This window comes from Breoghania corrubedonensis (assembly GCF_003053845.1).
In the GTDB taxonomy this organism is placed as follows: Bacteria; Pseudomonadota; Alphaproteobacteria; order Rhizobiales; family Stappiaceae; genus Breoghania; species Breoghania corrubedonensis.
Window position 1 is genome coordinate 255,771 of record NZ_QAYG01000005.1, and the last position, 19,969, is coordinate 275,739.

General features: G+C 62.5%; 18 protein-coding genes. 13 read left to right on the forward strand and 5 right to left on the reverse strand.

Annotated features, from left to right (window positions below; translation table 11 throughout):
• Nucleotides 1–10: 10 nt before the first annotated feature.
• The 3 genes from C8N35_RS14980 to C8N35_RS14990 form a co-directional block, all read right to left on the reverse strand.
• Nucleotides 11–808: a carbohydrate ABC transporter permease gene (locus C8N35_RS14980; protein WP_107990501.1), complete on the reverse strand. Its 798-nt coding sequence runs from the start codon at nt 806–808 to the stop codon at nt 11–13.
• A gap of 4 nt (nt 809–812) precedes the next feature.
• Nucleotides 813–1,943, reverse strand: coding sequence for an ABC transporter ATP-binding protein (locus C8N35_RS14985; RefSeq protein ID WP_107990502.1), 1,131 nt, complete (start codon nt 1,941–1,943; stop codon nt 813–815).
• 91 nt (nt 1,944–2,034) lie between these two features.
• A complete protein-coding gene (locus tag C8N35_RS14990; RefSeq protein WP_107990503.1) occupies nt 2,035–2,835 on the reverse strand; it encodes an SDR family NAD(P)-dependent oxidoreductase in 801 nt (266 codons plus the stop codon).
• 159 nt (nt 2,836–2,994) lie between these two features.
• Between C8N35_RS14990 and C8N35_RS14995 the strand changes: the two genes are divergently transcribed.
• The 4 genes from C8N35_RS14995 (at nt 2,995) to C8N35_RS15010 (ending at nt 7,189) form a co-directional block, all read left to right on the forward strand.
• Nucleotides 2,995–3,810, forward strand: a complete 816-nt coding sequence (locus C8N35_RS14995) for a DeoR/GlpR family DNA-binding transcription regulator (protein WP_107990504.1) — start codon at nt 2,995–2,997, stop codon at nt 3,808–3,810.
• A gap of 40 nt (nt 3,811–3,850) precedes the next feature.
• On the forward strand, nt 3,851–4,651 hold the full coding sequence (locus C8N35_RS15000; RefSeq protein ID WP_107990505.1) for a BtpA/SgcQ family protein: 801 nt from the start codon (nt 3,851–3,853) through the stop codon (nt 4,649–4,651).
• A gap of 397 nt (nt 4,652–5,048) precedes the next feature.
• Nucleotides 5,049–6,533, forward strand: a complete 1,485-nt coding sequence (locus C8N35_RS15005) for an FGGY-family carbohydrate kinase (RefSeq protein ID WP_107990506.1) — start codon at nt 5,049–5,051, stop codon at nt 6,531–6,533.
• Nucleotides 6,530–7,189, forward strand: a complete 660-nt coding sequence (locus C8N35_RS15010) for an HAD family hydrolase (RefSeq protein ID WP_107990507.1) — start codon at nt 6,530–6,532, stop codon at nt 7,187–7,189. Before C8N35_RS15005 ends, C8N35_RS15010 begins: the two co-directional genes overlap by 4 nt.
• 23 nt (nt 7,190–7,212) lie before the next feature.
• On the opposite strand, the gene C8N35_RS15015 is transcribed toward C8N35_RS15010, so the two are convergent.
• Nucleotides 7,213–7,689, reverse strand: coding sequence for a BA14K family protein (locus C8N35_RS15015; protein WP_210203540.1), 477 nt, complete (start codon nt 7,687–7,689; stop codon nt 7,213–7,215).
• A gap of 777 nt (nt 7,690–8,466) precedes the next feature.
• Between C8N35_RS15015 and C8N35_RS24525 the strand changes: the two genes are divergently transcribed.
• From C8N35_RS24525 to C8N35_RS15050, 7 genes are all read left to right on the forward strand, one after another.
• Nucleotides 8,467–9,375, forward strand: coding sequence for a septal ring lytic transglycosylase RlpA family protein (locus C8N35_RS24525; RefSeq protein WP_428977111.1), 909 nt, complete (start codon nt 8,467–8,469; stop codon nt 9,373–9,375).
• A 255-nt stretch (nt 9,376–9,630) separates the two neighbouring features.
• Nucleotides 9,631–10,815, forward strand: a complete 1,185-nt coding sequence (locus C8N35_RS15025; RefSeq protein WP_107990509.1) for a D-alanyl-D-alanine carboxypeptidase family protein — start codon at nt 9,631–9,633, stop codon at nt 10,813–10,815.
• 85 nt (nt 10,816–10,900) lie between these two features.
• Nucleotides 10,901–11,608 carry a dTMP kinase gene (tmk, locus tag C8N35_RS15030; protein WP_107990510.1) on the forward strand — a complete coding sequence of 236 codons (708 nt, stop codon included), beginning with the start codon at nt 10,901–10,903 and terminating at the stop codon, nt 11,606–11,608.
• Between the two features lie 3 nt (nt 11,609–11,611).
• Nucleotides 11,612–12,685 (forward strand): DNA polymerase III subunit delta', encoded by a 1,074-nt coding sequence (locus C8N35_RS15035; RefSeq protein WP_107990511.1) that lies wholly within the window; start codon nt 11,612–11,614, stop codon nt 12,683–12,685.
• A gap of 121 nt (nt 12,686–12,806) precedes the next feature.
• Nucleotides 12,807–14,369, forward strand: a complete 1,563-nt coding sequence (gene metG, locus C8N35_RS15040; protein ID WP_107990512.1) for a methionine--tRNA ligase — start codon at nt 12,807–12,809, stop codon at nt 14,367–14,369.
• On the forward strand, nt 14,369–15,163 hold the full coding sequence (locus C8N35_RS15045; protein WP_107990513.1) for a TatD family hydrolase: 795 nt from the start codon (nt 14,369–14,371) through the stop codon (nt 15,161–15,163). The genes metG and C8N35_RS15045 overlap by 1 nt, the downstream gene beginning before the upstream one ends.
• A gap of 31 nt (nt 15,164–15,194) precedes the next feature.
• Entirely contained in the window at nt 15,195–16,007 is an 813-nt protein-coding gene (locus tag C8N35_RS15050) for an MBL fold metallo-hydrolase (RefSeq protein ID WP_107990514.1), read from the forward strand.
• Nucleotides 16,008–16,031: 24 nt separating this feature from the next.
• Here the strand turns inward: C8N35_RS15050 and C8N35_RS15055 are convergent, their stop codons facing one another.
• Nucleotides 16,032–16,709 (reverse strand): TetR/AcrR family transcriptional regulator, encoded by a 678-nt coding sequence (locus C8N35_RS15055; RefSeq protein WP_342753504.1) that lies wholly within the window; start codon nt 16,707–16,709, stop codon nt 16,032–16,034.
• Nucleotides 16,710–17,052: 343 nt separating this feature from the next.
• Here C8N35_RS15055 and C8N35_RS15060 point away from each other — a divergent pair, with 343 nt between their 5' ends.
• Both C8N35_RS15060 and C8N35_RS15065 read left to right on the forward strand, forming a co-directional pair.
• A complete protein-coding gene (locus C8N35_RS15060; protein ID WP_245926798.1) occupies nt 17,053–18,381 on the forward strand; it encodes an HlyD family secretion protein in 1,329 nt (442 codons plus the stop codon).
• Between the two features lie 11 nt (nt 18,382–18,392).
• Nucleotides 18,393–19,967, forward strand: coding sequence for a DHA2 family efflux MFS transporter permease subunit (locus C8N35_RS15065; protein WP_107990515.1), 1,575 nt, complete (start codon nt 18,393–18,395; stop codon nt 19,965–19,967).
• Nucleotides 19,968–19,969 lie beyond the last annotated feature (2 nt).

Below are 19,969 nucleotides of genomic sequence, written 5' to 3' on the forward strand. Positions count from 1 at the left end.
GGTTCGGCAATCATTTGACACTGCCGAAGGAGAGACCCTGGACGAGATAGCGCTGGATGAAGCGCGACGCGATCATCAAGGGCAGGATAGCTAGTGAGACGCCTGCGGAAACCTTTGCGATTTCAACGCCGTTGGAGGTCTGCAGCGAGGCGAGGGCGACGGGCACGGTCGCCGTGCGCGGGCCGCCGAGAATGAGCGCGAAGAGGAACTCGTTCCACGACAGGATGAAGCCGAGGACGGCCGCCGCCGCGATGCCTGGGGCGGCAACCGGCAGCACGATGCGCCAGAAGGCGCCCCATGCGGTGGCGCCATCCGTCATCGCGGCACCCTCCAGATCGGACGGCACGGATTCAAAGAACCCCATCAGGATCCAGGTGAGGAAGGGGAGGTTCAGCGCCGCGTACACCAGCATCAGGCCGGGCAGCGAGTTCGTGAGGCCGACGGTGCGGTAGAACATGAAGGTGGGAAGGGCGAGTGCTACCGGCGGCAGCATCTGGGTCGCAAGCACCGAGAACCGTCCGGCTCGTCCGCTCGTGCGGAAGCGGGCAAAGGCATATCCGGTGGTGCATGCCAGCGGCATCGCGACAATGACCGAACCGACCGCGACCAGTATCGAGTTCAGATAGTTGTTGCCGAAGTGCTTGGTCGTGAAGAGCGCGACGTAATTGTCGAGCGTGAGTTCGGGCAGGATCTGGGAGCTGTAGGAAAGATGTTCGGGGACGAGGCTCGTTCTAAGAACCCACAGGATCGGCAGCAGCACCACCGCGGAGAAGAAGATCAGTCCGATATGGGAGACGATCCTGCGCAAGAGCCTAGTCCTCCTTGTTCGACACCGGGCCGGATGACGGCCGGGGATAGGCCCGGGTGGTTTCCGCATCGAAGAGGTGCATCTGGCGGGGATCCCCGTAAAGCGGAACCGTGGAGCCGATCGCTGGAATAAAATGCCGGCCCAGGCGCGCGGTGAACTCCTGGCCGGCAACATTGAAGACGACGATGTTTTCCGTTCCCAACGCCTCCACCGCGACGATTTCCGCCTTGAAGGCGACACGCCCGGGCGCGTCTGCCTCATGGATGTCCTCGGGTCGGAGGCCCAGAAGGAGCTTGCGTCCGCGTGCGGCGTCGTAGGCGGAAACCTGATCGGCCGAGAGCGGGAAGTGGCCCAGGGCGGTTGCCACGACCTCTTCGTCCTGGAGACCTTTTTCCAGCCTTGCGTCGAGCAGGTTCATGGCGGGAGAGGCCAGGAACTGGGCGACGAAGGTATCGACCGGGTTGGCGTAGACCTCCAGCGGCTTGCCAACCTGCACAAGATGCCCGTCGCGCATGATGCAGATCCGGTCGCCCATCGTCATGGCTTCCACCTGATCGTGCGTGACGAAGATAGTGGTACGGCCGAGCCTGCGGTGCAGCTTGATCAGCTCCAGCCGCATTTCCGCACGCAGCTTTGCATCGAGATTGGAGAGAGGCTCGTCCATCAGGAAGACGTCGGGCTCACGCACCATCGCCCGGCCCAGCGCCACACGCTGACGCTGGCCGCCGGAAAGGGCGGCCGGCTTGCGGTCGAGATAGGGCCCGAGACCGAGAATCTCGCTGACGGTATCGATCCGATCGTTCCGCTGGGCGAGCGACACACCGCGCATCTTCAGACCGAATTCCATGTTCTGGCGCACGCTCATGTGCGGATAGAGAGCGTAACTCTGGAAGACCACGGCCACATTGCGGTCACGCGGCGCGGCGCGCGTCATGTCCTTGTCACCGATCCAGATCGCGCCGTCGGTAACATCCTCCAGCCCGGCGATCATGCGCAAGGTGGTGGACTTTCCGCATCCAGATGGCCCGAGGAAACAGATGAACTCACCGTCCTCGATCGTCAGGTCAACGTCCTTGACGCCGTAGAGGTCGGATCCGTAGGCCTTGCTGACCGTTTGCAACCGAATGCTTGCCATGCGCTTTTCCGATGGTGTGGCCGAGCCACGTTCTAATCAGCGTAATCGAACACAAACAAACTACACAAGCTCGCATTCGAACAAATATTGATCACGTGGTGTAGATGCCGCCTGTCACATTGAGGGCCTGCCCCGTCATGAAGCGGGCCGCTTCCGAGCACAGGAAGACCGAGACGCCGGCGACGTCCTCGGGTGTCTCGATGCGCCCGAGCGGTGTCTGGCGGATATAGTCCTCGTGGACCTCTTCCGGCGTCATGCCGCGCAAGCCCGCTTCCCACTGAACCTCGCGATCCTGCATGGATGTCTTGACCAGGCCGGGGCAGACCGCGTTGACGCGGATGCCCTTGGGGGCCAGCTCCCGGGCCAGTCCCTGGGTCCAGCCGACGACGGCAAATTTGCTCGCCGAATAGTGGGCAAGGAAGGGGGCCCCGACCTTGGCTGCCAGCGACGCGGTGTTGGTGATCACGCCGTGGCCCTGCTCAAGGAATAGCCGCGCCGCCCACTGGTTGCAAAGAAACACGCCACGCGCGTTGACGTTCATGTTGAAGTCCCAGTCCTCGTCCGTGAGGTCGATACCGGGGCGCATCGTGGAGACGCCGGCATTGGCGATAAGAATGTCGAGACCGCCCATCTTCTCGACGGCGACCTTGAAGGCGGTATCGACCGATTGCCGTTCGCGCACATCGACCGCCACCCAATGGTGCGTGCCGGGAAGGCAGTCGGCGGCTTCTTTCGCGGCGGCTTCGTTCAGGTCGGCGATCGTTACCATGACCTCCTGCGCGGCCAGGGCACGCGCTATGGCAAAGCCAATTCCCGCGGCGCCGCCGGTGACGATGGCTTTCTTGGACTTGAGGTCGGGATAGCTCTGAGCTGGAAGGTCGTTCGGGGACATCGCTTACTCCTTTGCCGCTTTAAGAAAACAAAAACGAACATCAAAAACAACATAAATGTTTGATTTGCACCTGCGCTGTCTGTACCGTGAACATGAAAAGCCCCGACATCGACAGCGCCCACATTGAGGCCGCGCCGTCGCCTGGACAGAGAATTCGCCATGACCTTTGCCGAAAAGGCCAGAACGCCCGCGCAAGTGAGAATGAACGAGATTCTGAAACGTCTTCACGAAGGCGGCTCGGTCACTGTCGCCAAGATCGCGCAGGACTTCGGGATTTCCGACATGACGGTGCGCCGGGATCTCACGGAGCTTGAGCGCGAGGGGCTGCTTGAGCGCGTTCATGGCGGGGCAGTTCCGCCGGCGGGCGGGCCGTTGCAGGTGATCGATGATGTCGAGCCGACCTTCAAGGCCCGGCTGAGCCACAACGCGGACATCAAGGGCCGCATTGCGGCAAGGGCGGTGGAGGTACTCTCGTCCTATCGCACCATCGCCATGGATGTCGGGACGAGCACGCTGATCACGGCGCGGAGAATGGCCGCCACGCCCGGAATGCTGGTGCGCAAGCGGGTTTTCACGAACGGCCTGCGAATAGCGGAAACGCTCGCGGAAACCGAAGCCGAGGTTTACGTGCCCGGCGGCCGCATTCGCGCAGACGAGATGTCGATGACAGGTCCCGTCGCCGTGGAACAGTTCTCTCAGTTCTATTTCGATGTCGTGGTGCTGGGAACGTCCGGGCTCACGAACGAGGGGTTCTTCGACTACTCGCTGGAAGAGATCGAGATGAAGCGCGTCTACATCGAACGATCCGCCAAACGCATCGTTTTGTGCGATTCCTCGAAGTTCCGCCGCATGTCCACCGCCCGCGTCGCAGCCCTTCAGGCCGCCTCCATGATCATCACGGACGCGGCTCCTCCCGTCGACATCGCCTCGACGCTCGCCGCTGCCAGTGTCGACGTGCAGATCACCGGCCTTTGAGCAAGCTCTCGGCCCCAAGCCTACCCATCAGGAGAATTCGATGATTTTCGACTTTTTCGGCTCGAAGAAGAAGGCCGTAATCGCCATGGCGCATATCGGTGCGCTGCCCGGCTCACCGCTCTACAACGTGGAGCGCGGCATGGACGGGCTGATCGAGGACGTTTCCAAGGATATCGAGAAGCTGCAGGCTGGTGGCGTCGATGCCATCATGTTCGGCAACGAAAACGATCGTCCCTACGTGTTCAAAGGAACGCCTGAGAGCATTTCGGCGATGACCGCTGTCGTCATGGCCGTCAAGCCGATGCTGAAAGTTCCCTTCGGCGTCAATTACCTGTGGGATCCGATGAGCTCGATTGCGATCGGCTCGATTACCGGTGCGAGCTTCGTGCGCGAGATCTTCACCGGCGTCTTTGCCTCCGACATGGGCATCTGGGAGCCCGATTGCGCTTCCGCCTCGCGTCTTCGCGCCAATCTCGGCCGCACGAACATGAAGATGTTGTTCAACATCAACGCCGAGTTCGCCCATTCGCTTGACCAGCGCCCGATCGAGCTGCGCGCCAAGTCGGCCGTCTTCTCCTCGCTCGCCGATGCCGTTCTGGTGTCGGGCCCGATCACCGGCCAGCCCGCCAACCAGTCGGACCTGCGCAAGGTCTGCGAGACGGTCACCGATGTGCCGGTCTTCGCCAACACCGGTGTCAACATCGACAATGTCGCCGATGTCATGTCGGTCGCCAGCGGCTGCGTGATCGGCACGCATTTCAAGGTTGACGGCAACACCTGGAACCACGTCGACGCCGATCGCGTCAAGCGGTTCATGGACAAGGTCAACGGCCTGCGCTGAGGAACGCGCAGGGCGTTTGCGATTGCTTCTGCCGCTTCTCACATCTCCGTTCCTACTCCTGCCGGTTTCGACCGGCGGCGAGGGGGAGGTGAGGGCGGCAGGAGAGATCCAGCAGAGCGCTTCACTCTTTGGCGGGAATCTCCGCCGCCACTCTTCCCCTGCCGAGCGCCAAACGAGGCCGGGGAAGGGACGGGCCGTCAAGCAGATATAATGCACCGGCCCGCCACCATCGCCAAAGATCCCCAGTGGAACTCGCGGCAGGTTGGCGGCTAGTCACGTGGTCCCATCCAAGGTTCCCGCCAAAGAGCCAAACGCTCTTCCTCCTTCTCAATCTCCTTCTCAATCCGCGACGATGGCGGATTGTTGTTCATCTGCGCTGCTTTTGACGGAGCATCATATGTCGCTCGTCCTCGGCCTCGATATCGGTACGACCTCGACGATCGGAATCCTGATCGAACTGCCCGGCAAGGTGCTCGCCACCGCGTCGCGACCGGTCACTTTGAACTCGCCGCACGGTGGTTGGGCAGAGGAGGACCCGGAAGAATGGTGGGGGAACGTCCGGGCCATCATTCCCGATCTGCTTGAAGAGAGCGGACGCAAGGCCGAGGAAATCGTCGGCATCGGCGTCTCGGGCATGTTGCCGGCGGTGGTGCTGCTCGATGCCGATGACCGACTGATCCGCCCCTCCATCCAGCAAAGCGACGGACGCTGCGGACGCGAAGTCGCCGAGATGCGCGCGGAGATCGACGAGACCGCGTTCCTCGAGCGCGCCGGGAACGGAGTCAACCAGCAGTTGGTCGGCGCGAAGATGCGCTGGATCGCGCGTCACGAGCCGGAGAACTTTGCGCGTGTCGCAACGGTCTTCGGATCCTACGATTTCATCAACTGGCGGCTGACGGGCGAAAAGGCGATCGAGCAGAACTGGGCCCTGGAGGCCGGCCTCGTCGACGTCAAAAACGATCGCCTTGATCCGGAACTCGCCCGAATGACGGGCGTGCCGGAGGCCGCCGTGCCCCGGAAAATCGGTTCGCACGAGGTTCTCGGCACGGTCACCGCCGAGGCGGCCGCGGTGACCGGGCTTGCCGAGGGGACACCTGTCGTGGGCGGGGCGGCCGATATGATCGCCTCCGCGCTCGGGGCCGGCGTCACGAAAGCCGGCGACGTGCTCTTGAAGTTCGGTGGCGCTGTCGACATCCTGACCGCGACCGACCGCGTCGTGCCGGATGCGCGGCTCTACCTCGATTACCACCTGATCCCGGGCCTCTACATGCCGAATGGCTGTATGTCGACGGGCGGTTCGGTGCTGAACTGGTTCGTGAAGACATTCGCCGTAAACGCCGATACCGGCGGCAAATCGGTTCATGCCTGGCTGGATGATCAGGCCGCCGCGCGCCCGGCCGGGTCAGACGACCTGACGGTGCTGCCCTATTTCCTGGGCGAAAAGACGCCGTTGCACGACCCTTCCGCGCGCGGCGTCATCGAAGGGCTGACGCTGTCGCACGATATCGGCCACTTGTGGCGCGCCGTGCTGGAGGCCTATGCCTATGCGCTGCGCCACCACGTGGAAGTGCTGCGCGACATGGGGCATCCGGCCGACAATTTCATCGTCTCTGACGGCGGCTCGCAGAGCACGGTCTGGATGGGAATCGTCGCCGACGTGATGGGCGCTCCGGTCCAGCGGCTCGGTGGGCACCCCGGCTCGTGCCTGGGCGCGGCATGGACGGCTGCGGTCGGTATCGGGCTGGCAGAATGGGACGGCATCGGCGCCTTCGTCAGCGAAGCGGGGCGGATCGAGCCTGTGGCGGAAAACCGCGCGCCCTATGAGCGCGGATATGCCCGGTTCCGCGAACTCTATGAGAGGCTGAAGGGATTTCACGCGTGATTGCATCGGCACTGAAGGCTGTCGCCTGGGATATCGATGGAACGTTGATCGACAGCGAGCCACTTCATCTGGCCGCGCTGATCGCGGTCAGCAAGCGCTACGGTATCGATCTGACGCGGGAGCCCGCGGAGCGCTTTCTCGGCGTCCATATGGGCGATGTCTGGCGCTCGCTTTGCGAGGAATATCCCGAAGACCTGACCGAGGCGGCCTGGCACGGCGAGATCGTCGACTGGTACATGGCGAATGCGGATCAGTTGGTACCAATGCCCGGTGCGATTGACACGGTTCGAGCGCTTCACGACAAGGGCATCGTCCAGATTTGCGTTTCGAATTCCGCACGCGGTGTTGTCGACACCAACATCGCACGCCTCGGCATCGCGCCATGTCTCGCCGGGTCGATCAGCTTTTCCGATGTCGTGCGCGGCAAGCCCGATCCGGAACCTTATGCGAGAGCCGTCCAGATCCTCGGCGTGCCAGCCGGCAACATTCTCGCAGTGGAGGATTCGCCCACCGGCGCCATGTCCGCGCGACGCGCTCGACTGTGCGTGGCCTTCTACAAGCCGCATCCCGACGCTCCGGAGAGTTTTGACGGTGCCGATATCGAGATATCGGCACTCTCCGAAATCCCCGCATTGCAGGCCTTTACCGGAGCGTGAGCGGCCCTGCCGAGCGGATCAGATCAGCGACAGAACACCTTGCGTCCTGAATAGGCGGTGAAATACCCGGTGCGCGGATCGAAGGAACGATACCGCGCGAAGCAGTAGTCGTACCATTGCGGTGTCCACGGCGCCGGCCGGCCATAATCGTAGGGCTGCGGTGCGATTGGCATGGGATAGGAGTAAGGCGGCGGGTAGGGGCGCGAGCCGACATAGTAGTTGGGCCGGTAGTAACCCGCGTATCCAGGGCCGTATCCCGCGTAGCTTGAGCCGTAATTGCTGTAACGCTGGCTCAGCATCGAGCCGATCACGGCGCCTGCTGCGAATCCGGCGACGCCGGCACCGACGGCGCCATGATGATGGTGATGGCGGCGGCCGGCCTCTGCCGGTGAATAGACCGAGAAGGCGAGGGCGCCGCCCAGGAGGGTGACAAGTCCCGCGCGCTTCAATCGTTCGCACACATTCCATGCACCTGAAATCATCGTAGAAGAACGCGTCATGCCCGAACCTTCCTCGGCATCCCGGATCATCTGACCCTCATGCGCGAATTCGACGCAGCCTTGCCACCCGACGCACGATCTTTCACTCGCTTCCATGCAACAATACTACATCCGCACAACGCACGCGACACCAGCGCAACGCCGGGAAATTCCGGAATTGGTGCAATCCCGGCGATCATCTGGAGGCAACTTTCGAAAGCGCTCCAGACACTTGCCTCTCGGTGTCGTGCCGGGTGGTTTTGTGACAGATCGGACATGTTCGCACCGGCTCGTCACGTTTTCGCCTTGGTTCGCCTTTCTTTTCGCGGCAAGGGTCGTGCGGTGCGCGGTCCGCGAATGGCGCGAGGCGGTTACATCCCGGCTCGCGAGCGGCCAAACAGGGCCGCGTTTGATCGGGGACAAACGGAAAAACTGCATGTGGTCAGGACTTAGCCGTCGGTTAAGACATCGGCGCGATAATACGCGATGGAGTTTGTGGGGACGGCTCCGGACGGATGGCCTTGTCGCGCTCGCGCTGCGGTGCTTGCACCCGTTTGCGCAGACGCAAGGCCATGTGCCTTCCGTTACGTCCCTCAGCCGGCAATTAGTATCGAGTATGACGGCATGACGGATGCGAACGACCCCCTGAACGGGATTGGGAACGGCCGCGCGGCTACGCGTCGCGATGGCCTACGCAAGTTGCTGAACAGCGCGACGATTCTTGCGGCGTGCCTTGCTCTGGCCGCCTGCGCCACAGCGCCGACCGCGAAAAACAAGTTTGACCCCAAGAAGTACGGCGTGAAGGGTAGCCCCCGCGTTGTCTCGCAGGGGAAGGCCGTGCCAAAGGGTGGCGGGCGCTATCTGGTCGGCAAGCCCTACAAGATCGCGGGCAAATGGTATCGACCCGACCTCGATACCGACTACGACAAAGTCGGGCTCGCCTCCTGGTACGGGCCGACCTTTCATGGGCGCATGACGGCCAACGGCGAAATCTTCGACAAGAACGCGCTGACCGCGGCTCACCCGACGATGCCGCTGCCGTCCTATGCGCGGGTCACAAATCTCAAGAACGGCCGCTCGATGATCGTGCGCGTGAACGACCGCGGCCCCTTCCACGGCAATCGCGTGATCGACCTGTCGAGCCGCGTCGCCGATATGCTGGATTTCAAATCGAAGGGAACCGCCAAGGTTCGTGTACAGTATGTCGGGCGCGCGCGGATGGACGGACGTGATCAGCAATATCTGCTGGCCTCCTATCACGGCCCTGGCGGTGTCACGCCGGGTGGCACGATGCCCGGCACGATGCTGGCTATGGCTGAACCGCCGGCCGCCGTTGTCGGGCCGGCTCCGGTCCCGCCGGAGCGTCCGATTCTCACGGCCTCTACGGCCTATGATGTGGCGTTCGATCCCGCACAGTCCTATGAATCCGCCACGACGGGCGTAACGATCGCCTCCAACAGCGGTCCGTATGGCACGGGTGCGGCGTTCCAGCCATCCATCCAGGGTGGCTCGCAGACAATGATGGGCTATCAGTCCACCGTGCAGCCTGCGTCCTACGAAACCCCGATCCTTCCCCCTGTCCCCACCGGGGCCAAGACCTCCTATGCGGCCGAAAGCCGAATCGATGCGGCTTATGGCGTTCTGGAACAGATGGGGGGCGGTGTCGCGCCACGGCAACTGGCTTCAAACGATCAGGACAGGCGCTGAAGCCTGTCGCAAGACAGGTTGCGGGCGCAATGGCGTTGCGCGAACAGCACTTCGCCCTGGGTTTATGAATATATATAGTGAATTTGATCGCCCGGCCGTTTCCAAGCGGCCGGGCGATGCCGTATTTTGGAACCGGGTCGTTGGGGACGGCCCCGTATTCCCGCGTTCTATCTCTTGCCGGACCATTTCGGCACTCTCGGCGACGGATCATCGTCCGTACGCCCCCGCGCGGGATGATCGTTCAGGAGCCTTTTCATGATGATGAGGGCATTCGTCGGCGCCCACTGTTTCCGTGTTGCTGCGCTGGGCATGGTACTTTCAGCTGCGCTGTCGGCACTCTTTTGCGTGCCCGTTGACGCCGCTGTCGAGACCAAGGCGGAGCGAGCTATTCTGACCGATCTGACCAACGGCACGGTCCTGTTCGAAAAGAATGTGGATGTTCCATTCGAGCCCGGCTCCATGGCGAAGCTGATGACTCTGGAAGTGCTGTTTGAAGCACTCGACAAAGGTACGACGACGCTCGAAACGACATATCCCGTTTCCGAACACGCGTGGCGCACGGGCGGGGCGCCGGCGCGTACGACAACCATGTTCGCGGCGCTGAAGTCTGAGGTTCCCGTCGCAGATCTCATCCGCGGCATCATGATCCAGAACGCAAACGATGCCTGCATCATCGTGGCCGAGGGGCTTTCCGGTTCAGAAGCCGCGTTTGCGAAAGCGATGAATGAGCGGGCGCGCGAACTTGGCATGACACATTCGACATTCGGCAATGCCACCGGCCTGCCGGGAGCCGAGACTCTGACCACGGCGCGTGATCTCTCGATCCTTGCCACCCATCTGATCAAGGCGCACCCCCAGCTTTACAGGATCTTCACCGAGGAAGCCTTCACCTGGAACAAGATCTACCAACGCAACCGGATGGCCCTCTTTGGCCATTCCATCGGTATCGACGGGCTCAAGGACGGCTTTGCCGATAGCGCGGGACATGGCGTGGTTTCCTCGTCGCTGCGCGCGGGGCGCCGGCTCGTGGCCGTCGTCTCCGGCCTCAAGGACGAGGATGAACGCGACAACGCGGCGGTGGATCTCTTGCGCGACGGCTACGACCAGTTCGATACGGTTGCGATATTTGGGGCTAACGAGACCGTCGCCGAGGCGCGCGTCTTTGGCGGCAGCGAGGGGTACGTGCCGCTTGTTTCCTACGCGCCGGTGGAAATGACGCTTCCTCACGATGGTCGCGAGGCGTATCGAATGCGTGTCGTCTACGAGGGACCCGTGCCGGCCCCGGTCAAGAAGGGCCAGCGCGTGGGCGAGTTGCGGCTCTATCAGGACAAGAAGCTCGTTCAGACTGCGCCACTCTTCACCGCGGCGGATATTGGCATCGGCCGGCTCGACCAGCGCGCCGTGGATGGAGCGCGGGAACTTCTGTTCGGCTGGTGGTAACGGGCCGGACGAGCCCCTATAAAGGCGGAACGTGCGAGTTGGGCCCTCGTGCTGCCTGAAACCCGAATTCGCGCCAAGACGTGCGATGCCCAACGGCGGCAAGGAAGCGATCTTGCGAGGACAGTTCATTACCTTCGAAGGCGGCGAGGGGGCAGGAAAGTCGACGCAGATCGCGCGGCTGGCCGAGTACCTGCGTGGTTGCGGCGTCGATGTCGTCACCACTCGCGAGCCGGGAGGGTCCGCAGGTGCGGAAGCCGTCCGCCATGTCCTGCTGTCCGGCGCGGCGGAGGCACTGGGGCCGGAGGCCGAAGCGATGCTGTTCGCGGCCGCGCGCGCCGACCATGTGAGTGAAACGATCGAGCCGGCGCTTGCCGCCGGAAAATGGGTTCTTTGCGATCGCTTCATCGACTCCACCCGTGTCTATCAGGGCGAAGGCGGTGTTGAGCCGGCGCTGCTCGCCAAGCTGGAGGAGGTCGCCGTCGGGCGTCTTTCGCCGGATCTTACGCTGATCGTGGACGTACCGCCGCAGCTCGGCCTCAAACGGCTGGCCGGGCGTGACAGCGCATCGGGCGGTTCGGAGAGGGACCGCTTCGAACGCGAGGCGCTGACGACCCACGCCAACCGCCGGGCCCGCTTTCTCGATATCGCCAAGGCGGAGCCCGAACGCTGCGCTGTCATCGATGGTTCGCGCAAGCCGGATGATGTCGCGGCTGCCATTATCGATATCGTGGAGGGGCGACTCGGACCTATCGCTGAAAGCGTCGTACGGCCAAGCGGAAAGGCGGGAAGCTGAACCATGGCTTCTGGCGACACGGACACTTATCCGGAATTCGATCGGATTGAAGGCCTGCCGCTACCGCGCGAGCAGATGCGGCTGATCGGCCATCGAGAGGCCGAAACAATGCTTCTGGAGGCTTACAGAACCGACCGCCTGCACCACGCCTGGCTGATTGGCGGGCCGAAGGGTATCGGTAAGGCCACACTCGCCTTTCGCATGGCGCGGTTCGTGCTGTCCCATCCGGACCGAGACGCGCCGCAATTGGCGCTGGCAGCCGATCTTTCCGTCGACCCGACGGATCAGAGCGTGCGCCGGATCCTCGCGGGCAGCCACGGCGATCTCTTGCATCTGCGCCGTCCGTGGGATGAAAAAGCCAAGCGTTTCAAGTCGTTCCTGACTGTGGATGAGGTGCGTCGAACCGTTTCCTTCTTCGGTTCGACCTCTTCCTACGGTGGCTGGCGGGTTTGCATCGTCGATGCGGCCGATGACATGAACGCAAGTGCAGCCAATGCGTTGCTCAAGATTCTTGAAGAGCCGCCGCAAAAGTGCCTGTTCTTCGTTCTGTCCCATTCTCCGGGCCGGTTGCTGCCAACGATCCGCTCGCGCTGCCGCCGGCTGGACCTCAAACCGCTTTCGCCGCAAGAGATCTCACGCGGCCTCGAGATGTTCGATCGTGCCGGTGGTGACGCCGCACAAGCCGCAGACCTTGCAGACGGATCGCTGCGCCGGGCGATCCAGTTGCTGGACGCGGGCGGCATCGAGGTGGCGAATGGCCTCGATCGGCTGATCGCCGCGCTGCCCGATCCCGACCTCAGGCAGATCCATCGCTTCGCGGACGCAATCAGCGACCGCAAGGCGGAGGAATCCTACCGTATTTTTCTCGATCTGCTACGCGACTGGCTCGACCGCCGGGTGCATGAGGATGCGGCAGCCGGCGTGCCTCCCGCCCGCCTTGTCAGGTGGAGCGAGGTGTGGGAAAAGACGAACCGGGCGGCGACGCTCGCCGATGCGCTCAACCTCGATCGCAAGCAGGTGGTTCTGGGGGCCTTCCAGGCGCTGGGCGAGGCGGCGAGCGGTATCCACGCCGCTTGAGACCGATTTCAGCCGGCCTTTTCGAGACAAAGACCACAAGCCGAACGGCGCCTGGCCGGCAACGTCGTTCGTTTTGCGCCCCGGGCGATGCAAAGGTTCCGCCGCGCATGACAGGATTCTCATGACCGAGACCACGCCGTTCTACATCACGACCGCAATTTCCTATCCCAACGGCGTGCCACATATCGGCCACGCCTACGAGGCGATCGCCACCGATGCCATCGCGCGCTTTCAGCGTCTTGACGGCCGCGACGTCTATTTCCTGACCGGAACCGACGAGCACGGCCAGAAGATGCACCAGACTGCGGCGCGTGAAGGCATGCCCGTGCGCGACCTTGCCGACCGCAACGCGGCGCGCTTCAAGGATATGGTTGCGGCACTGGGCTGTTCCAACAACGATTTCATCCGCACCACCGAAGAGCGCCATTACAAGTCCTGCCAGGAGATCTGGCGGCGCATGGAGGCGAATGGCGACATCTACAAGGACAGCTATTCCGGCTGGTACTCGGTGCGCGACGAGGCCTACTACCAGGAAGGCGAGACGGAGGTGCGCGACGACGGCGTGCGCTATGGCCCTCAGGGAACGCCCGTCGAATGGGTGGAGGAGGAGAGCTATTTCTTCAAACTCTCCGAATATCAGGAGCGGCTGCTCGCCCATTACGAGGCCAATGCGGACTTTATCGGCCCGGCCGAGCGCCGCAACGAGGTGGTGAGCTTCGTCAAGGGCGGTCTCAAGGATCTCTCGATTTCGCGCACGACCTTCGACTGGGGCATTCCGGTGCCGGGCGACCCCAAGCACGTCATGTATGTCTGGGTCGACGCCCTTACCAACTACATCACCGCACTGGGTTTCCCGAACGAAGATGCCCCGGAGTGGAAATACTGGCCGGCGAACCTGCATGTGATCGGCAAGGACATCGTGCGTTTCCACGCCGTCTACTGGCCGGCTTTCCTGATGTCCGCCGGCATCGCCCTGCCGCGGCGCGTCTTTGCCCATGGCTTCCTGTTCAACCGCGGCGAGAAGATGTCCAAGTCGGTCGGTAACGTCATCGACCCCTTCGCGCTGATCGAGCACTACGGCCTAGACCAGCTGCGCTTCTTCCTGCTGCGAGAGGTGCCCTTCGGCCAGGATGGCAACTACAGCCACGATGCCATCGTCAACCGCACCAACGCGGATCTCGCCAACGATCTCGGCAACCTCGCCCAGCGCTCGCTGTCGATGATCGCCAAGAACCTCGGCGGCACCTTGCCCGAGCCGGGCGAGTTCACGGACGACGATAAAGCGATCCTCGCCCATGCCGATGCGCTGCTGGAGACTTGCCGCACGGCAATGGCCAAGCAGGAAATTCACCACGCGCTCGCCGCTATCTGGTCGGTGGTGGCGGAAGCGAACCGCTATTTCGCCTCGCAGGAGCCGTGGGCGCTGAAGAAGACGGATCCTGCCCGCATGGGGACGGTGCTCTATGTGACAGCCGAAGTCGTGCGCCAGGTGACGATCCTCGCGCAGCCTGTCATGCCGGGTTCGTGCGAGAAGCTCCTCGACCTGCTGGCGCTCCGCCCTGACGCTCGGGGCTTCGCAGCCCTTGGTGAAGCCGGGCGGCTGAAGCCGGGCGCAACCTTGCCGCAGCCCAAGGGCGTCTTCCCGCGCTATGTCGAAGAGCAGAAGGAAGAGGGCGCGGCCTGATGCTCGTCGACAGTCATTGCCATCTCGATTTTCCCGATTTCGAAGAGGAACGGGACGCCATCGTCGCGCGCGCCAACGACGCAGGCGTGGAAACGATGGTGACGATTTCCACGCGGGTGAACCAGTTCGGCAAGATCCGTTCGATTGCGGAAAGCTACGACTGCGTCTGGTGCTCCATCGGCACGCACCCGCACAATGCGGATGAGGAGCTCGCCATTTCCGCCGACCAGTTGGTGGAAATGGCGGAGTCACATCCCAAGGTCGTGGCGATCGGCGAGGCGGGGCTCGACTATTTCTACGACAAGGCTCCGCGCGAGGCGCAGGCGGAGAGCTTTCGCCGCCACATCGATGCCGCACGTCGCACCGCTCTGCCGCTCGTCATCCATTCGCGCGACGCCGATGACGACATGATCGCGATCCTGACCGAAGAAATGGGGAAGGGGGCCTTCCCGGCCATCCTTCACTGCTTCTCGTCGGGCCGCGAGCTGGCGCTTGCCGGCATCAAGCTGGGGCTCCATGTCTCGTTCTCAGGGATTCTGACCTTCAAGAAATCGGAAGAGATCCGCGAAATCGCCCGTGAGATCCCGGCTGAGCGGTTGCTGGTGGAAACCGACAGCCCCTATCTCGCTCCCGTGCCCAAGCGCGGCAAGCGGAATGAACCATCCTATGTCGTCAATACGGCGAAAGTGCTCGCGGAGACGCGCGGCGTTTCTTTCGAGGAGATCGCCGCAACGACGACGGAGAACTTCTACCGGCTGTTTTCCAAGGTCGACCGCAAGCGGGCCGCGAGCTGATGGACCAGCGAAACGGCGCGGGAGCGCATTGATGACATCACACTATCGCTTCACCATTCTCGGCTGCGGATCCTCCGGCGGCGTGCCACGCATAGGCAATGTCTGGGGCGACTGCGATCCGGAAGAACCTCGAAACCGGCGCAAACGCTGTTCGCTGCTGGTTGAGCGCATCGCGGATGACGGCGGGCTGACCCAGGTGTTGATCGATACCGGTCCCGACATGCGTCAGCAGCTTCTGGACGCGGATGTGGGCAATCTCGACGCCGTGCTTTATACTCACGCCCATGCCGATCATATCCACGGCATTGACGACCTGCGCCAGATCGCCATCCACAACCGCCGCCGCGTGCCGGTCTTCATGGATGCAATGACGTCGGAACGCGCGCGTGCCGCCTTCGGTTACTGCTTCTCCACGCCGCCGGGCTCCGGCTATCCGCCGATCCTGGCGGAACAGCGCCTGAAACCCGGCGAAGCGGTGACGATCGAGGGGGAAGGGGGGCCGATCACGGCATTGCCGATCGAGGTCAATCACGGAGAAATCGAAGCCCTGGGCTTCCGCATCGCGGACGTCGCCTACATGCCGGACGTGAAGGCTATCCCGGACGAGAGCGTGCCCTTGCTCGAAGGGCTCGACACCTGGATCCTCGATGCGCTGCGTCCGAAAACGCATCCGAGCCACTTCTCTCTGGACGATGCGCTGGGCTGGTTTGCACGTATGAAACCGCGTCGCGCGATCATCACCAACATGCATCTGGATCTGGATTACTGCACCCTTCTCGCCAATCTGCCCGAGGGAGTGGAGCCTGCACATGATGGCATGGCGATTGACGTGATGGCCGCATAAAGAGCGATCTCGGCTCACGTTGAGTCAGCTTTTCTGCGCCCCATAGGCGGCCAGAAACACCTTCACCCCGAGATCCACGGTCTTTTCGATCTCCTCGTCGTTCGGCGTACTGGAGACACCGAACAGCAGGCGCTTCATCAGGCGGGCGACACAGAGTTCGAAGAAATGCGAAGCGGCAAGCATCGTGTCGCAAGGTTTCAAGTCGCCTGACGCGATACGTTTTTCAAGATAGTGTCCGAGTCGCGCGGCGCCGCTAACAGGCCCCGCCTCGTAGAGCATTTGTCCGAATTGCGGGAACCGTTCCGCCGCGCCGATCACCATCCGCAACATCGCCACCTTGTCCGGTGAGGTCATCAGCCTGACATAGGTTCGCCCGAGACGTCGCAGGTCCTCGGCAAAATCCTCGATCCGGTCCGCTTCCACATCCATTAGGGCTTCGGCCTGGCGGTGCCGATCGGCCAGGATCAATGCCTCGAACAGCGCTTCCTTGCTGTCGAAATAGACATAGAGCGTACCCTTGGAGACATTTGCCTTCTTGGCAATCACCTCCATGCTGGCGCCGTCGAAGCCCTTGGCCCTGAACACCGCACGCGCGCCTTCCAGAATTTGGCGACGTTTCGCATTGTCCACGACAGGTGGGACGCCATCCCCGGGCGCCGCCATCGGATCCACGCTTTTTTTCGGCTGTCGAGCAGCGGTCATACGTCCATCCGGATCGGGTCGCAGAAACTCATATCATGGGCCTCTCGAGGTTCTTTCTATCGGTCCCACTCATGGGGACTATCACCTAATATATTCATTTCAAATGATAAATCGCTTCTTGAGTGTCAGGTCGCAAGCAGCGACTATTATTTGCGATATTTATCATTTGCGGTTCCTGCAACCGCCGTCGATTCCTTCGACGTCATACCGCGCTTGTGCAGCGCACATATCGCGTCGCACGACCACTTGCCCTGCGCGAAGGAATGCGACATATAGACACTGACCGAACCGTTCAGTCAATATCCATCCACCGGACATGATGACCAAGGCAAAGGCTTCTGCAGTGGCATATCGCACAGACCGTTCCACGCCCTCCGCTGTGAAGGGCGCCGTCGCGGACAGCCCGCAAGAGGCAGAGCGGCTCGTCCGCGATACGGCCGAAAGCAGGCAGGATGCACCCGTAGCCGGCTCCGAGGCCAAGTCCGGCAAAGCGTCTGGCAAAGCGGAAGCCAAGACAGATCGCGGGTCGTCCGATGGCGAACCTCCCGTCAAGGCCGGAACGTCCCCCGCACGATCCGGCACGGGCGGCCCGCGATCGAGGCGCGGCGGCAAGGCGCGTCTCGTGCTGCTCGTTCTGCTCGCCTGCGGCATCGGCTTTGGGAGCTATGAAGGGTATTCCTGGTGGGCTCACGGGCGTTTCTTCGAAACCACCGATGATGCCTATGTGAGCGCCGACATCACGACCATTCTGTCCAAGGTCTCGGGCCATGTGGCTGCGGTGGAGGTGGATGACAACCAGACCGTGAAGGCTGGCGACGTGCTCGTGCGTCTCGATGACGGCGATTACCGCCTCGCAGTCCGCTCGGCCGAAGACGGCATCGCCTCCGCGAAGGCGACGGTGGAACGCATCGACAGGCAGATCGACGCCGGCCGTGCGAGCGTTGAGCAGGCGAAGGCGTCGGTCGATGCGGCGGCTGCGCGCTTTGACATGGCAAGGACCGATTATGAACGCCAGAAGCGCCTGGTTGCGACCAATACGACCAGCCAGTCGACGCTCGATTCCGCGCAAGCCGATCTGAAGGAAAGCCGTGCGAACGTTGCCTCCGCGAAGGCCGCGGTTACGCTCGCCCAGGCCAATATCGACGTACTGAAGGCGCAACGCGCCGAAGCCGTCCAGGCAGTCCAGACAGCGGAGACGTCTCTCGCCAAGGCGCAGCGCGATCTCGGTTTCACCGTCATCCGTGCGCCGGTCGACGGTGTCGTCGGCAATCGTGCGGCGGAAGTGGGCAGCTACCTTCAGGCGGGCAGCCGCATCGCGGCGATGGTCCCGCTCGAAAAGGTCTACGTCAATGCGAATTTCAAGGAAACACAGCTTGAGGGCATCGAACCCGGGGCGCGTGTCGATATCGATGTCGACGCATTCCCCGGCGAGGCGATCCACGGGACCGTAGAGAGCATCTCGCCGGCGACCGGTGCCGTGTTCTCGTTGCTGCCGCCAGAAAACGCCACCGGCAACTTCACCAAGGTCGTCCAGCGCGTACCCGTGCGCATCGCCGTTTCGCGCGCGGAAGCGGAACGCGGGCACCTGCGTGCAGGCATGTCGGTTGAAGCGAGCGTCGATACGCGCACCGGCTCCGCACCTGGCAGCGCGGCCACGGCTGCACTCCACTAGGCGAAAACACGATGAGCAGCCCGAACGGCGCCGCGCCCGCGGAAGACGAGCATATTGACGGTCGCAAGCTGTTCACCTTCATGTGCATGGTGTTCGGCATGTTCATGGCGATCCTGGATATCCAGATCGTCTCTGCCTCTCTGAGCGAAATCCAGTCCGGCCTCAGCGCATCATCCGACGAAATCCCGTGGGTGCAGACGAGTTACCTGATCGCGGAGGTCGTGATGATCCCGCTGTCGGGCTATCTCTCGCGCATGCTTTCGACGCGCTGGATGTTTGCCATTTCCGCCGGCGGCTTCACAATCATGAGCCTCATGTGTTCCACCGCGACGACGATCAACGAAATGATCGTCTACCGGGCGCTGCAGGGCTTCATCGGCGGCGGAATGATCCCGACGGTGTTCGCTTCGGCTTATCTCATCTTCCCGCGCGCGAAGTTCAACATCGTCTCGCCGCTCATTGGCCTTGTGGCGACGCTCGCTCCGACCATCGGACCGACCCTTGGCGGCTATCTGACTGAGTACTTCTCCTGGCACTGGCTTTTCCTGATCAACGTGGTGCCGGGCCTGTTGGTAACGATCGCCGCCGTTCTGCTTATCGATTTCGATGAACCGGACTTCTCGCTTTTCCAGAAAATGGACTGGACGGGGCTTGCCGGCCTCGCGGTCTTCCTGGGTTCGCTGGAATACGTGCTGGAGGAGGGGGCTTCCGACGACTGGTTCCAGAGCGAGACAATCGTCCTGTTCGCGGTTGCGTCGTCCGTCGGCGCCTTTGTGTTCTTCTGGCGAGCATTCACGGCCGAAGAGCCGATCGTGGATCTGCGCGCGTTTTCCGACACGAATTTCACCATGGGAAGCATCTTCAGTTTCACCATGGGTATCGGGCTCTACGGACTGACCTATCTCTATCCGGTCTATCTGGCCGCAATTCGCGACTACAACGCGTTGCAGATCGGCGAGACCATGTTTGTATCAGGTGCCGCGATGTTCCTCGCGGCGCCGCTCGCCGGCCGACTGATGTCCGTGCTCGATCCACGCGCGATGATGGGGCTCGGCTTTGCAGGCTTTGCAATCGGCACGTGGATGATCACCGGCATCACCAAGGACTGGGACTTCTGGGAGCTGTTCGTGCCGCAGATCCTGCGTGGCGTGTCGCTGATGATCTGCATGGTTCCGATCAACAACATCGCGCTCGGCCTGCTGCCGCCGCACATGATCAAGAATGCGTCCGGTCTTTTCAACCTGACGCGAAACCTGGGTGGCGCGGTTGGGCTCGCGGTCATCAACACCGTGCTGACCAACCGGCAGACCTTTCATTACGATCGCATCGCGGAAAGCCTGAACTGGTCGCGCCACGTGGTCACGGAGACGCTGGCCGGGATGACCCAGGCTTATTCGTCCCTTGGCGCGGACGCGGAAAAGGCGGCGCTCAATTCCATTTCCGGGATCGTGACGCGTGAGGCTTTCGTGATGTCGTTCGCCGACGTCTTCCTCATCCTGACGGGGCTTTTCACCGCACTTCTGGTGGCGCTCGTCTTCGTCCAGAAGCCACAGGCGGCGGGCGGTGGCGGGGGCGGCGGACACTGATC